General features: G+C 36.1%; 14 protein-coding genes. 8 read left to right on the forward strand and 6 right to left on the reverse strand.

What is annotated here, in order from left to right; all coding sequences use genetic code 11:
• Positions 1-779 precede the first annotated feature (779 nt).
• The 4 genes from B9T36_RS08710 (at position 780) to B9T36_RS08720 (ending at position 2,131) form a co-directional block, all read left to right on the forward strand.
• A complete protein-coding gene (locus tag B9T36_RS08710) occupies positions 780-1,052 on the forward strand; it encodes a hypothetical protein (protein WP_086209103.1) in 273 nt (90 codons plus the stop codon).
• Between the two features lie 22 nt (positions 1,053-1,074).
• Positions 1,075-1,212: a hypothetical protein gene (locus tag B9T36_RS19045; RefSeq protein ID WP_171264441.1), complete on the forward strand. Its 138-nt coding sequence runs from the start codon at positions 1,075-1,077 to the stop codon at positions 1,210-1,212.
• 17 nt (positions 1,213-1,229) lie between these two features.
• Positions 1,230-1,535 carry a hypothetical protein gene (locus B9T36_RS08715; protein WP_086209104.1) on the forward strand — a complete coding sequence of 102 codons (306 nt, stop codon included), beginning with the start codon at positions 1,230-1,232 and terminating at the stop codon, positions 1,533-1,535.
• Positions 1,536-1,597: 62 nt separating this feature from the next.
• Entirely contained in the window at positions 1,598-2,131 is a 534-nt protein-coding gene (locus B9T36_RS08720) for a hypothetical protein (protein ID WP_086209105.1), read from the forward strand.
• 175 nt (positions 2,132-2,306) lie between these two features.
• Here the strand turns inward: B9T36_RS08720 and B9T36_RS08725 are convergent, their stop codons facing one another.
• Complete coding sequence (locus B9T36_RS08725; RefSeq protein WP_086209106.1) at positions 2,307-3,641, reverse strand: hypothetical protein; 1,335 nt, start codon at positions 3,639-3,641, stop codon at positions 2,307-2,309.
• 160 nt (positions 3,642-3,801) lie between these two features.
• Here B9T36_RS08725 and B9T36_RS08730 point away from each other — a divergent pair, with 160 nt between their 5' ends.
• From B9T36_RS08730 to B9T36_RS08740, 3 genes are all read left to right on the forward strand, one after another.
• Positions 3,802-4,014 carry a helix-turn-helix transcriptional regulator gene (locus B9T36_RS08730; protein WP_086209107.1) on the forward strand — a complete coding sequence of 71 codons (213 nt, stop codon included), beginning with the start codon at positions 3,802-3,804 and terminating at the stop codon, positions 4,012-4,014.
• Positions 4,015-4,329: 315 nt separating this feature from the next.
• The gene (locus B9T36_RS08735) at positions 4,330-5,607 is read left to right on the forward strand and encodes a YagK/YfjJ domain-containing protein (RefSeq protein ID WP_086209108.1); all 1,278 of its coding nucleotides are present in this window, start codon (positions 4,330-4,332) and stop codon (positions 5,605-5,607) included.
• 32 nt (positions 5,608-5,639) lie between these two features.
• Positions 5,640-6,647: a hypothetical protein gene (locus tag B9T36_RS08740; protein WP_086209109.1), complete on the forward strand. Its 1,008-nt coding sequence runs from the start codon at positions 5,640-5,642 to the stop codon at positions 6,645-6,647.
• A gap of 270 nt (positions 6,648-6,917) precedes the next feature.
• Here the strand turns inward: B9T36_RS08740 and B9T36_RS08745 are convergent, their stop codons facing one another.
• The 4 genes from B9T36_RS08745 to B9T36_RS08760 form a co-directional block, all read right to left on the reverse strand.
• Positions 6,918-9,491: a DEAD/DEAH box helicase gene (locus B9T36_RS08745; RefSeq protein WP_086209110.1), complete on the reverse strand. Its 2,574-nt coding sequence runs from the start codon at positions 9,489-9,491 to the stop codon at positions 6,918-6,920.
• An 8-nt stretch (positions 9,492-9,499) separates the two neighbouring features.
• Positions 9,500-10,441, reverse strand: coding sequence for a DUF1837 domain-containing protein (locus tag B9T36_RS08750; RefSeq protein WP_213033323.1), 942 nt, complete (start codon positions 10,439-10,441; stop codon positions 9,500-9,502).
• A gap of 572 nt (positions 10,442-11,013) precedes the next feature.
• A complete protein-coding gene (locus tag B9T36_RS08755) occupies positions 11,014-11,790 on the reverse strand; it encodes a class II aldolase/adducin family protein (RefSeq protein ID WP_086209111.1) in 777 nt (258 codons plus the stop codon).
• A gap of 155 nt (positions 11,791-11,945) precedes the next feature.
• Positions 11,946-12,797 carry a helix-turn-helix transcriptional regulator gene (locus B9T36_RS08760; protein ID WP_086209112.1) on the reverse strand — a complete coding sequence of 284 codons (852 nt, stop codon included), beginning with the start codon at positions 12,795-12,797 and terminating at the stop codon, positions 11,946-11,948.
• Between the two features lie 67 nt (positions 12,798-12,864).
• Between B9T36_RS08760 and B9T36_RS08765 the strand changes: the two genes are divergently transcribed.
• Positions 12,865-13,278: a DUF962 domain-containing protein gene (locus B9T36_RS08765; RefSeq protein ID WP_086209113.1), complete on the forward strand. Its 414-nt coding sequence runs from the start codon at positions 12,865-12,867 to the stop codon at positions 13,276-13,278.
• Between the two features lie 48 nt (positions 13,279-13,326).
• Here B9T36_RS08765 and B9T36_RS08770 read toward each other — a convergent pair whose 3' ends face one another.
• On the reverse strand, positions 13,327-13,944 hold the full coding sequence (locus B9T36_RS08770) for an ATP-binding cassette domain-containing protein (protein WP_086209114.1): 618 nt from the start codon (positions 13,942-13,944) through the stop codon (positions 13,327-13,329).
• Positions 13,945-13,946: the final 2 nt, after the last annotated feature.

Consider the following 13,946-nt stretch of genomic DNA (forward strand, 5'->3'; position numbering starts at 1 on the left):
CCTGCTTTGGGGGAAAGCAGGCAAAGCGTAAATTGGGTTATGGCATAGGGCTGTTTTGAAGAAGCCACATGCTTCTCATTTAAATGATATGTATCTGTATTTTTTTAGAATGTGTTTTTAACCGATACTTTTTTAGATCAATTTTAATGACTTGACACAGGGATCAATTGACCTGATTTTTATCAACGATTATGATGCAAGGGCTGGCCTACATTGCCAGTCGGTTTTGACAGACCGTTTCATCTAGCACATCAAAAAGAGTAATTTTTTTGGTGGCGAACTCGTTCGTCCCCCTTCGTTGCGGTAGGGCGAGGGAGGGACGCCTCGTGCGTGCCAGTTCCTAGATGACTGGTCTGTCAACCCTTCTTCGTTCTGCCACCATCATTTGACAGTGATCTGGTAGAACTTCTATACATCTAGGAGTCATCTATTATGGCGCTATTCAATTTGTGTGCTTCCCCTGCACTCGTTTACGTTTTATCTATTCCCCGACTTCGGTATTTCATTCCGATTCCAACTTTATTGTCTTGTCCTGTGCACTGATTCATTTCACCGCACCGATCAACCACTGAGTTTTTTAATTCAGGGGCTGCTTTGTGCTGGAACTACACTATGAAATTGATCGCACAGCTGATTTTAATTGTCGTCGTGGTGGCGATGCTAGGCCCCTTTGTTTTTGTGCTTGGCGGACTATGGCTGCTGTTTTATCTGGCAGGCTGGCATAAATAAACCCATCCGTATGACTTTAGAACAATAGATAACAATGATTTGGAACAGAAATGAAATATCAAACTTGGTTCGGGGTAATGACTATTGTCCTGAGTAGCACCCTGCTCACTGCCTGTGACAGCAAAGTCAAACGTGACTTTAAAGCAGGTTGTCAGGGTGGTTTAGACCGCTCTACCTGTGGCTGTATTTACGACAAAGTCGAAGCACATTACTCGCCTGAATTTATGAAAAAAATGGCGGATGTCACGGTTCGAGAAACGATGCAACCACCTGAAGATTTCAATGTGGTGATGGCAAACGCTGTTCAGCAATGTCAGTCATAAATTCAAGTATCTGGGGAAACATATGAAAAACTATTTAATTATCGGCTATGTGCTGATTTGCTCAGTGTATTTCAAGAATTGCAGCAGTACCGCGCATTACAGTTATGCCTACAACCTTGGCAAAGCCGTGGTCTGGCCTGTCACGATTTTTAAGAACTAAGCCAGAGGAATAACCAAATGAAAGAACTCATCTTGGCCTGTGGCCTCAGCCTGATCTGCACCTCGCTGTTTGCACAATCTAATTCAACAACTGTGATTGTTAAAAAGATCGAAGGCTTTAGTGAATCAGGTGATGCCTTTAGTTTTAAAACCACCTCTGGTAAACGCTATCAAGTTTATAACGCAGGTGGTAGCAATCCGATTCAGGGCGAAGAACTGATTTCCAGTTCAATTAAAAGCAAGAAAGCCATTTGCCTACGTCTAGATGCAGATAAAACTGAACCGCGTTTGGTGCAATCAGTACACAAAGGTAAATGTAAATAACCACTAAGAACAAACAACGGCTTTATTGATAGATGAAATAAGCAATTTTTAGGAATTCAGCCATGAAACTGATCCACCCGATTTTTTTATCCAGTTTACTGTTACTGGGCTTAAGCGCATGTAGTCCATCCAAAGAATCTCAAGCCACAACAGAACCTAAAGCAACAACAGATCAAAATACGGCCTCTGCTGAAAATAGCACTTCTGATCAGTCTGAGACATCCAATCAATCCGAAGATGATTTTGTCGTTGATAAATCATTTTTAGAAAATGGCGCTGATGCTGAGCAAATGACTGAACTGTCACAGGAACAACCAATCCAAGAACAGTTTGAAGTCCGTGTCCGTCGTGATGAATCGCAATATTCCATGACAGGCTATGTCGATAAGCTCAATATCATGTCCCTGAATAACGATCCCACTACACTGACCAACGTATCAATCAACCGTGGCAATTGTAGAACCAAAGGCTTTTATGATTATCAAAATATGCGCTATGGCTCAGTAGCGCAGGTGTATCTCGGTTGCGCTGCTGAAAATGTGCGTGAGGTGACCCTCACCACCAACAGCGGTTTGACCTATACCTATAATTTTTAGACATTCAAAATATCAAATTCTGATGCATTTGCTAACTCAAAATTTGATGTTATGCTGGACGAAACTGCTGACCGATTCGAGTCAGCAGTGTAGCCAATTTAGCGTTAAAAATCGTAATTTTGGCAGTTTGGACGAGTGTAAAGATTAGTCCTTGTCTTAGAAAAATAAAGTTTTTTTACTCATCCGTATACAAACTTGAAAAACTGAAAGGTTTAACTTTTTCGGTATACATCTTTGTACCTAGGTTATTAGCTGTTATATCAAATAACTCTTTTTCGCGGTTAACCGATACGTTCTGAGTAACGTTCCTGTAAAGGTCAAAACTATGAGTTGAATCTAAAACATGGGGCGCAGACAAATTAGTTTCATTACTGATCATATAATTGGGCGATTTAGTGACTGGTCTAGTTTTGTCCAAAAATTCGAAATACAGGGCAAATAGGTCATTCCGAATCGCAGTTTCTGTAAAATGTACAACCAGTCTCAGGTCAGCTTTATCTTTTGCAGCGGCATTATATGAATATTTTATGCCTACTGACTGAAGTAAATTAGCAATATAATCAAATAGGTGCTTAGTATTCTCATTTTTGTATTTCACAGGTGTTTTTGAGGCAAGCTGTTGTTCCTTTAATTTATAAACCGTATAACAAAGTAAGTTGATAACTCCAGTGCCCTTTTTCGATGTTTTTTTCAATTTCTCAGCATTAAGTATCTGGATAATTCGCTCTAACTGCTTTAAACGTGAAGTCTTTGGACGATCAACACCTGTTGAAGAGGATGTATAATTCAATTTGTATGTTGCAAATTCCAAGTAATCTAACAAAGCATCTACCACTGGAACTCTGAAATTTTCAGCTAACCGTAATGTTAAGTAATCCTCACTATGTGCGTCATCTTTAAACATAGCGGAATCAGTAAGTGTTACATGGCCTATCTCATATCCTTTATTTTTAGCCAAAATTTCAAAGTCATGTAAATATCGATAAATTTCAGCTTCGAACTTTTTAACTGTTGAATATTGATCGTGAGTTAACGGTGTTTTGCTCTGCTTCAGTCTGGAAAAATGATTTTCGATGCTACACCATGTTAGAAACAAATGCTCAGGGTCAAAGCGATACGTCACTAAGTATCGAATATCGATATGTTCTGTCAATTTGATATACGCCTCTTTTAGATGCTCATTGACAACTAAAAGATTCTTAAACTTCAAGCAAAGCTGATCGGTTTCCTTGACAAATAAGTCTTTACCTAGATGTTTGATCAATAGAGCTTCACTACCTCGATTGATCTTATTGCGCCCATATTGAATACAATCAAAAATATAACTGCTTACCTTCTTTTCAAAATCCAAAGCATTCTGGAAATTTTCTGCTTTAAGCACAAATTCGCCACAGACATCTCCGATAAGCTCTCTAATCTCAACTTGGTAGAAATCATTCAGCCAATGATAAAAGTCAGAAAACTCCCGTGATGTTTGGATTTGATGAATAATATTTATCGTTTTCAACATCCGCATAAAGCGTACTGAGCAATAGTCTCTATCCACATCACACCAAATTTTTATATATTTTTCAATGTATTAAAATATATTATCTTTTCACTAAAAAATATACCCACCATAAACCAAAATTCAATCGAACCAACAACAACTCATTCTATGGAGTTCGATTATGGATAATATTCAAAGTCAATCGATACAAATCATCCGATTACCGAAGGTCGTGGAAATATGCGGATTATCCCGTAGTACTGTCTATGAAAAACTCAATCCTCGTAGCAGAAGGCATGATCCCACCTTCCCAAAGCCCCTCAGGCTTGGGACATCCGCTATTGGATGGCTTCAACACGAAATTGAAGCATGGTTATTCTCAAAAAAAGCATAAGCCTAAAGTGCTTATCTTTTCATTCATGCAGAACAGAAATTTATCGACATTACCGACGGGGCTTGATCTCAAGTCCCCTGATACACCGTTGTTGCCTCTAATTTGGGTATCTGTAGTCTATATGATTAATATATCTATATATTTATACATAATATAAATAATAGACATAACATAAGAATACTTTGATTAAATTATCTAAATATCAAATTAGTGTATTTATATCAAAATCTTAAGAGCTTTTTATATCTAGATACTACTCACACTATAAGTTAGAGAGCAACCATCCGTATTTTATTACCGATTGGATCTATATCTATGAACAGTAGTGAAAAAATGACTCTCCTTAGCGGAAAGACTTTAGAACTAGCCACTAGAATTAGACCGTTAATACCACGCTCTGATGATACAACTGACGTACAATATGAAGTAAACGAAATTGAAGAACATTCATCTGATTACCCTGATGAAGTCAATATATATATTGAACAAGACCAAGCTATATCGCCTCATGTAAATAAAAGCAATGAGCTTCAAAATTTTATTCATATTAGCAAATGCTTTAAACAGCAATTTGATCCAAACATTATTGCTTGCATTTACGCGATTCTCATATGCAATGAGGTGAAAAGACAGCGTGCGACTTACCTCTATAGATGGATAAAGTCTAAGCCATGCGATTTAATCCCATCATATTGGGAGCTGATTTATCCTGAGTTGATGAGATTGATTCGGGAATTTTTAGTTGCTAATCAAAAACTAAAAGCATCCATGCCTTTAAAGTGTGAAGAATACTCTTTGGTAACACTAACGTTAAACCAAGTCTTACCATACGATCAAAGTTGTCTGTTTGATCTTATTAAACATCCAAATGATCAACTAAAAGCCTTTAATGTTAATGGAATGCTTACAGACCATAAGGATTCTGTAGCTGAAATATGTAATACCTTAATAAAGGAAATATTTAAAGGTTTACAAGCACCTGAATATGTACAGCGTGTAAATGATCGCCGTAAGAGGAGTCGCAGACGTGAGAAAAACACACTTCGGTATATCGATCAGGTTCGTAAACAAAACTCACGTTTAATCGGTGTTCGTGTTGACTTATATCTACCAGCAGACAAAAAACACTTCACACCTAAAGAAATCGTAAAACATTTTCATACGATTTTACAAAAATTACGTCGTAGCAAGTCTCTGCGTTTAAAAGGCTACATTTGGAAGCTTGAGCATGGCGTAGATCAGGCGTTACATATTCATTGCTTTTTCTTTTTTTGCGGTAGTAAACACCGTGAAGACATTAGCTTAGGTCGAATGATTGGTGAAATGTGGGATAAAGAAATTGATGGCAAACACAATTATTTTAACTGCAATACCAGCAAGAATCGTAAGAAATACAAATACGATGCTCTAGGTGTCATCAACCGTGATGATCAAACCAAATACGACAACATCGCAAAAGTTATTCGTTATTTTTCCAAGTTTGAACAATACGTCTTACATAGCAACTTAGAACGCGTCAAAACACTTAATACAGGTATTTTGCCTCATCTACGTGAGCAAATGGGTCGTCCGAACCTTACTCAACATTATTGATCTTTTTTAACCCTATTACAGAGATTTTCAAAATGAACCCAGTATTTGCACCAAACGCACAACCTTTATTTTTTAACCACACTCAAACACCACCAAATGTTTATCCGAATAACAGTATCGGTTTTCCTCCAAATATCACGATAAGTCGTCCACCATACGGAAATGATGGATTTATGCAGATAGCATTTGGATTAATCGATTTCCTTAAACAGCTAGAACAGGACAAAATCAAGGTCTTTGCAAAGCCGACAGCAACTAGCCCATGTGCTCCAATGAATACATTGTGTGTTTGGGTTCTACATCAAATATCACAATTTGCTCACTTTATAGATCTTTTTAGTGGTTTTGAAGCAAACCCTCATCTCGATGTTTTACATAAATTTACTGTTGAAAATGCACAGCTCTTGAGGTCACTCCAGCCAATCCCCACTCATATATGGGAAAATTTATTCCGTCGTTTACGCGCTGAGCTTTATACAGCTAAGGCGAAACTTCAGGCAAATAAATATGAAGCACAAGTGCAAAAACTTCGCAATCAACAAAAGACCGTCTTCAGACGCGTGATGCAAACTCAAGACCAAGCCAATTGTATTTTTTTAGAATTGCCTTTTATTTCTCAAATTGACCCTCCGCATTATCAGACGCAGGAAGATGCAGAGAAAGATTCAGTCAAAGTACTGAAGAAATACTTCCAGTGGCTACACGGGGCAAAACAACTCAGCGGTATACTTTCTGATATTCAATGGCGGATCGTCAAAGGGCTAGATCATAACCTAACAGCACAAGCATTCATCTATATCCTCGGCGATGAAATCGATTATTTACCGTTGCTCAAAGAGCATTGGGAATTCACCTGCTTAGATTATCAGCTTCAAGGGGTATTTCCTGAGCCTAAACACATCCATTGCTATGATGGTCAAGGGATTGTTCAAAAGGCATGGCTACAACTGATTGAACGTGTACATGAGCCACTTGGATTTTATCGTTATAAGGGCAATGGTATTACTTATTTATGGAAAGAATACGCGGGTAATGTTTAGTAAATAAAGCTATAAACAGATATAAAAAATAGCCTTAACTTGAGGCTATTTTTTATTTTCCCTGATAGAAACTTTGATGCGATAACTTATGTACTTACTCGATCTTGCAATAATTTATTAAAATCAGTTAATTGATTGTTATCCGTTAAAGAAGACTTAACCTTTACTTAACTATAATTTAGACAAAAGATCAAAGTCCTAGATAATTAAAAACAAAGTGTATGCTGTGAATTCATAAAAATTGGACAAAATTGAGCACTCTTATATTTTCTAATTTTTCAATTGATTCCTCGACAAAGCATTTTCAATTTCATTTAGTGAAATCTTGTTTATATCATCCCTAAAGCCAGATAAATTGGCATGCAACCATGAAAAAACCTCTCTTTTATTACAATCAGTTTTTCCTATTAATTTAGATAAATTTAAAGCGGAAGACCTTGACAAACCTAAAGAAACCAAACTCAATTGTGTTTGATTAGATACACCCATTTCGAGAAATGAATGAAAATCCCGATGCTCTTCAACTAAATCAACTCTACCATGGTCTTTTAAATACAAATTTAAGACATCATTATAACAACCAATATATTTAGGAGCATTAAAACGAGCAATACGCTCAATACTATCGAGTACCTCCCTAATTACCGTATTAGGTTTAACAGTTCCATTTTTATCTTGTAAATATGAAATTCTTTCACTTATAAGTCTAGAAACACTATATCCTCGCATCCAATGTAGAATCAAATTATTATAAAAATTTTGCTGAGTATTCGAAAAACCCAAATTATGAGTCAAATTATTTTTAATTCTTTCCAGAACACTACGGTATCTGCCATATGCAGAAGAATCAAAAAAATCACCTAGGCATAAGCGCTCAATCGGTTTCTCATCATTAAAATAAAATGACCTATATAAATCATTAAGCAATAATGGGCTGATTCCTGGATTTTTCTCAACAATATCAATAGTGATTTTTATATTAGATATTAATTCATCAAAAACAAGATACAAAGAGCCTACGTCACTTAAACATTTCTTAAACTTAAAATCATTTAAGTTACGATTTCTTGAGTAATAAACTACTAACAAATTTAAAAATGCTTCTAAACTTGGATTATCTCTACACTCAGCATAATGATCTGATGAGTTAATAAAATTAATAATCTCTATTACTGAAAAAACACTTTTTTGGGATAATCTATCTATTGTGATTTTCTGTTTTTTCGTTGGTGGTTCACCATCTTTCCATAAATCATTAATATTTGAGTCTACACAAAAAATGTTTCCTTGAAATTCCTTACCCCAACGCCCAGCTCTTCCAACTAGATTCCAGAAATCTGTTGGCTCCATAAGCTTTCTTGTACCTTTTTTCGGACCTCTAACAAAAATATTTTTGCATGCTAAATTAACACCTTCAATCAATGTTGAAGTACAAATTAAAAAACGTATTTTATTTTCAGAAAATAGGCGCTCTATCTCTGATTTGAGAGTTAATGGCATATTACCGTAATGGTAAGCAATTCCTTTGGATAAAACCTTTGCTAATAAGAAATCTTTATGTACTTCTGCTCTTGAAAATTCTATTAATTCATTAATGTCTTCATAGAGTAAGCTATTATTAATATATCTATATAGCTCTTGTGCAACATACTCTGCTTCAGCAGCCCCATTCACATAAATAATATTTCCTGAATTTTCTCCAGAAATATTTAGGGCAACCTCAACCAATCTTTTATAGCCGGAAGAATTATTTTTGCGATATGGAAATCCCCCTAATTTACTTTTTTCCTCCAAATAATTAAGGTAAATATCCCAGTTCTTTTTCTTCTTATCTTGTTCTACCCATAACAAATTTTGATTAACTGTAATTAAATTACTTTTATATACGGCTATATTTTCAATTTTATCTAACAATATTTCTGGATTTTCAGTAAAAGGACTTGCAAATACTACTCTTAATTCAGGGTTATAAAATTTGCAACTCATTAATGCCTGTTCTAAAAATACTCCTCTTACGCCATCCCCTATCTTATGTGCTTCGTCAACAATCAAAACAGAAACTTTATCCCTAGAATAAGTAGATAGAAAGATATTTAATCTCTCTTGAGTAAAAATAAGAATGTTTTTCTTATATGTTTGTATATCTTCAAGTGTTGGCACAATATTAATGTTTATTTCATTACTCATAACACTTGAAAAGTCTATATAAACTTGATTAATCAGTGCTCTTGTCGGGACTACATATATCACTAACCCACTATCATTCTTATCAAAAAAATCTTTAACCCAAGTTGCTAATATAAATGACTTACCCGCAGATGTAGGTGCAGAAATTGATATTTGGGACATACTCATCTCTTGAAGCGAATCCCAACATTTTTTTTGAAATTTATTTAAATATATTTCTTCTTGATTTGATAATTCGATAGAATATTCTAGAGTTCGTTTGAATGATTCTATCTTTGCACCTATAGATAAACGATCAAAAAAGCCTTCTTCTACTAATTGTCTCTTTTCAGCCAATTTAATCGCATTTTTATTTGTTAGTGTATCTAATATTAATAATGCACTATCTTTATTGTCAAATTGTGCTTCAGGGGTAAGACAATATTGAGCAACTTTAAGAGAAACATCTTGAAATTGTGGGTTATCCGAATTACAAAATAAGCTTGCACAAGTTAGTAAATAACTAATTTCCTCTCTATCTAATGATTTATATTTAGCCAACTCATTTTTATTAATATTCTCAAATTGATCACCTACATAATTTACTGACAACTTGATAATCAATTCTCTTAGATAGTTTTTACCTATCAGATAGTCACATGCCTTTTCAATATTCATAAAATTGTCTAACCAGCAATCTTTTCGTTAAATTTTTTTCTAAAATCTTCTACACTTGGGAATGGTAATAAAAAGACATGAATCTTTATCTTAGCTAAATCTTCAGCTGTAATCCTGTTGAAAACATTTCTGTTCCAAATTTCAATCTGACTAGAAACTTTTTGCGTTACTTCATCAATAACTTGAGCAACTCCATCTTCGCCATAGCAATCATGGTCAAATGCTATTAAACAAATTCCCCTATATTCTAATAAGTTAAAATTCGGATCATCTGGGTCAAGATATGAGACTAAAGCTTTCATCAGATCTGGATCATTTACATTCATAAAATCACTTAATAAATGTAAATCACGCCTATCATATCCCGTCCCATTACCTTTCAATAAAGGCGCTATACTTTTCATGCATTCATAAATTGCATTACTAGGACTTTTATACAGTTTAGATTCACCCCAATATAAACAAAGCTTTTTTGAGTCTTCACAAACACCTAAATGCACTCCATCAGCACCATTGTAATGAAGCTGACTATTTGTTTTTAAACTCATTTTACTGATTAGTTGAGGAAGTTTTAAAAGATATTCGGCAAAAAGGAATAAAAGTAACTCTCCACTTTCTCCACTATTACTTAGCGATGTGAATAAACCTCTTGCTTTACCACTTAACTTAGCCAGCTCCATTGCGGACCCAGTCTTCTCGAAATCTTTAAAAACCCTATCTATTTCTTTTCGAGGAATAGCATAATCAATCAAGCAATTAGATAAATGCTCAATCAATCCATCAATTCTTACTTGTCCATTTCCGTCAACGTTTACACAGTGAAAATGACATATAGAGTTAGTACCATCAACTGCAAAATTTTTTTGGACTTCATGTAGATATGCAGTTAAAGCTCTTTCCTTATCTCTTGCCATTCCCGATAAAGCTTCTTGAATTTCTATAACTTTCATAATTTTTTAAAATAATGTTTGAGTAATCATACTATATTTTGATTATGTCAATTCATTATCAATTAGTATTTAACTTCTATGGGGGATGATTGGGGGACCAAATAGAAAAATATAATGAATATTTATTAAATATCATAATATTAAATTAAAAATATGATTCCCTCTTTCGCCAAATTCAATTCTTATGCAGTCCCATAAGATCTCAAAAAGCTTAAACTGTAAGGGTTTAAGCTTTTTTTATGTCTAATCATATCTAACAACATCTATTGAAATCCTGTAGCTATTGAGGAATATGAATAAGAAAACCCAATTTAAACTAAAATACAAAATATCTTTTTATGACAAGAAATAGCGAATAAGACAATAACTCAATGAAGTATAAGAACAACTATTTTCAAATACAGACTGTTAGAATAAAAACAGCTTTAAGCCGTATATCACCCATCGCTAAAAATAGCTGATCAATTGAACAAAAACATCCTAAAGCAATGAATTTATGATAATTATCTCATCACATCCAAAGTACAAATAAATCAAATCAAATCAAATCATGCATTAGAGTCAAAACCGACTTATACGCAATAGTCATCTCGCTGATGTTCAATCAGCGACAGAGCTGCATTCCATGCTTTCAGCATCACCATTTCAATCATTTCACTTTCAAACTGTTGGGCCGTGTGTTGACACACGGTTTCAGAAGGAAGATGCAGTTCCACACCACCCACCATCGCCTTAATCTGAGCTTGGCAAGCACGTTCAAGAAAGTAAATTTCATGGAAGGCACGTTGAACCGAATCACCAGTCGATAACAAACCATGATTTCTTAAAATCATGACTCGATTTTGCCCTAAGTCTTTAACCAGACGTTCACGTTCTTCGGTTAATAACGCCACACCTTCATATTCGTGATAGCTTACTTTTTTATAAAACTTTAACGCATGCTGTGATAGAGGCAATAAGCCCTGCTTTTGTGCAGACACAGCTATACCATCTGCAGTATGAGTATGAATCACACAGTGCACATCTTGTCGCGCATCATGAATAGCAGAGTGAATTACAAAGCCTGCTGTATTGACTAATTTTCCCTGATCATAATCAGCAACAGTATGGCCTGCATAATCAATTTTCACCAAATGTGAAGCTGTCATTTTCTCAAAAGGAATACCATATTGATTAATCAGAAAATGCCCGTCTGCATCGGGTACGCGTAAACTAATATGAGTATCAATTAAATCGGTCATACGAAAATGTGCAATTAAGCGGTACAGCGCTGCAAGCTGACAACGCGCATCCCACTCTTTTTCAGATACAACATCTTTTATACTTTTTATCGCATTTAAATTTGTCATTTTTATATCTCTATGTTGATCTATCCATGATGTTGGTATGACGCTCTCAAAGAAAAGTTTAGCCGTGCCAAACTGTTAATCCCTCCAGACCATCAACGCCAAACAAAAGCATTGTTTCTAATACACACTTATAAGTCTTGAATGATTCTGCTATTTCAAGGGGTGATAAAATGCTTGCTCAAGTTTGTTTTTCCCTCATTTGAAATTGTATCACTCACAAGAATGGTCTTTGCTTTTAGCATAGACGGGGCAAAATCGACCATGCTACGCAGGGTTCGCGTATAATGCGCCTGATCGGAAAAACCCGCTCCCAATGCAATCTCAATTAAGCTCTTTCCTGCCGCCCAAAGCTTTATGGCATAGCGAATACGTAGCCATAGAATGTAGCGTCGCATCGAAATTCCCAACTGCTGGCTAAATAAATGCATCAACCTCGATTCAGATAACCCTACATGAGCAGCGACTTCAGCCACTGTGGGGTGCTGCTGTGGAACACATTGTTGAATATAGCGGCAGCTCTGTAACACTCGAACATCCCAAGGCAAACTCGGTAACGTGTTTGGATTTAAGCAAGACAATATATCCAAAACCAACTGTCTGGCCTGATCGAAACTGAACTGACCTGCGATGAGTTGCTGAAACTGAGGATGGAAAGACGCAAGACTTGATGCAGGCAAAGAGCGAAAAGATTCCCCATTTAACAAGGGATGTAAGTAACGATACAACGCATGATCTGGGTCAATCAGAAGAGCAAGATAAGGCTGGTTTTCTGAGTCGGTGCTGTGATTTACATTCGGCGCCATAACGACAATATCGTGATAACTTCTAACGTGTTGACCCAAAGTAATCGCAAACGGTGTGCCTAGACCAATTTGCAATAACGCAGGAAAATGGGCATGGGCATTATTTAAGTGTTCGCGGGTCACATACAAAATACACCCGTCCCAAGCATAAACTTGGCTTTGGTTTTGCGACACTACACTCGACTCCTTCCTTGGAAATAGCATATTCGTTCAAGACCATGCGCACTATGCTATTTAAAAATACATCTTGTAAATACTAAAGGAAGAGCAAATGTTACATAATACCCAAACCCAAGTTAAAAATAATACACAAGATCTCGTGAACAGCGCCGAGCTTTCTGCAACTCGGGTTCAGAACCCTACTGTACAAATGATTGGAAGTGATGGGCGTTATAAAACCCTCAAAGAATTCTATCCTTTCTACCTTTCACAGCATGCAGATTCCACTTGCCGACGTTTACACTTTGTTGGAACAACGTGCGTGATTGGAGTTGCTGCCATCGCAGCGATGACTAAAAATCCAAAAGTCCTGTGGGCTCTGCCTGTTGTCGGCTATGGTTTTGCGTGGATCGGCCATTTCTTTTTTGAACATAATAAACCAGCCACGTTTAAACAACCATTCTTTAGCTTAGTCTGTGACTTTAAAATGTATAAAGACATATTACTCAAACGCGTAGATTGGTAAGTCAAATCGCAACGGTCCCCCTATCTTAATCAGGCCGTTGCATCAATGCTACAACAGCCAAACTTGTTGGGTAAGTTGTTTAATTTCGTCCATGTCATGGCTAACATACAGCATTGGAATTGCAGTTTCCTGCTGAGCTTTCTGAAAAAAGGGAATAATTTCTTGTTTATGGGCTGCATCCAGTGCAGATAAAGGCTCATCTAATAACAATAAATTAGGTGAATATAATAGTGCTCGACCTAAGGCTACTCGTTGCTTTTCGCCCCCCGATAACTTGGTTGGCATACGACTCAGCAAATGATTGAGTTTAAGTAATTCAACAATATAATCTGGGTCAAAGCGTCGACTGTCAGGCTGTATACGTTTATAACCAAACAATAAATTCTGCATGACGTTCATATGCGGAAATAATTGCGCATCCTGAAACACCAAACCGACACGGCGTTGCTGTGGCTTCAAGTTGATCTTACGTTCTGCATCAAACCACGTCTGATTTTTGATTTTAATCCAACCACTTACTGGTGTATTTAAACCTGCAATTGCATGCAAAATACTGGTTTTGCCTGAACCCGAAGCTCCAAATAAACCCACTACATTCTGTTCGGACTTAAAGCTTTGCTCGAGTTCAAATTTGCCTAAATTGAGCCGAATATGACAATCAATCATGG

It is taken from the genome of Acinetobacter sp. ANC 4204 (assembly GCF_002135205.1).
In the GTDB taxonomy this organism is placed as follows: Bacteria; Pseudomonadota; Gammaproteobacteria; order Pseudomonadales; family Moraxellaceae; genus Acinetobacter.

Coding starts and splice junctions, on each gene's coding strand:
- B9T36_RS08710 (WP_086209103.1), top strand. CDS start 780: ATGAAATATCAAACTTGGTTCGGGGTAATGACTATTGTCCTGAGTAGC.
- B9T36_RS19045 (WP_171264441.1), top strand. CDS start 1,075: ATGAAAAACTATTTAATTATCGGCTATGTGCTGATTTGCTCAGTGTAT.
- B9T36_RS08715 (WP_086209104.1), top strand. CDS start 1,230: ATGAAAGAACTCATCTTGGCCTGTGGCCTCAGCCTGATCTGCACCTCG.
- B9T36_RS08720 (WP_086209105.1), top strand. CDS start 1,598: ATGAAACTGATCCACCCGATTTTTTTATCCAGTTTACTGTTACTGGGC.
- B9T36_RS08725 (WP_086209106.1), bottom strand. CDS start 3,641: ATGTTGAAAACGATAAATATTATTCATCAAATCCAAACATCACGGGAG.
- B9T36_RS08730 (WP_086209107.1), top strand. CDS start 3,802: ATGGATAATATTCAAAGTCAATCGATACAAATCATCCGATTACCGAAG.
- B9T36_RS08735 (WP_086209108.1), top strand. CDS start 4,330: ATGAACAGTAGTGAAAAAATGACTCTCCTTAGCGGAAAGACTTTAGAA.
- B9T36_RS08740 (WP_086209109.1), top strand. CDS start 5,640: ATGAACCCAGTATTTGCACCAAACGCACAACCTTTATTTTTTAACCAC.
- B9T36_RS08745 (WP_086209110.1), bottom strand. CDS start 9,491: ATGAATATTGAAAAGGCATGTGACTATCTGATAGGTAAAAACTATCTA.
- B9T36_RS08750 (WP_213033323.1), bottom strand. CDS start 10,441: ATGAAAGTTATAGAAATTCAAGAAGCTTTATCGGGAATGGCAAGAGAT.
- B9T36_RS08755 (WP_086209111.1), bottom strand. CDS start 11,790: ATGACAAATTTAAATGCGATAAAAAGTATAAAAGATGTTGTATCTGAA.
- B9T36_RS08760 (WP_086209112.1), bottom strand. CDS start 12,797: ATGCTATTTCCAAGGAAGGAGTCGAGTGTAGTGTCGCAAAACCAAAGC.
- B9T36_RS08765 (WP_086209113.1), top strand. CDS start 12,865: ATGTTACATAATACCCAAACCCAAGTTAAAAATAATACACAAGATCTC.
- B9T36_RS08770 (WP_086209114.1), bottom strand. CDS start 13,944: ATGATTGATTGTCATATTCGGCTCAATTTAGGCAAATTTGAACTCGAG.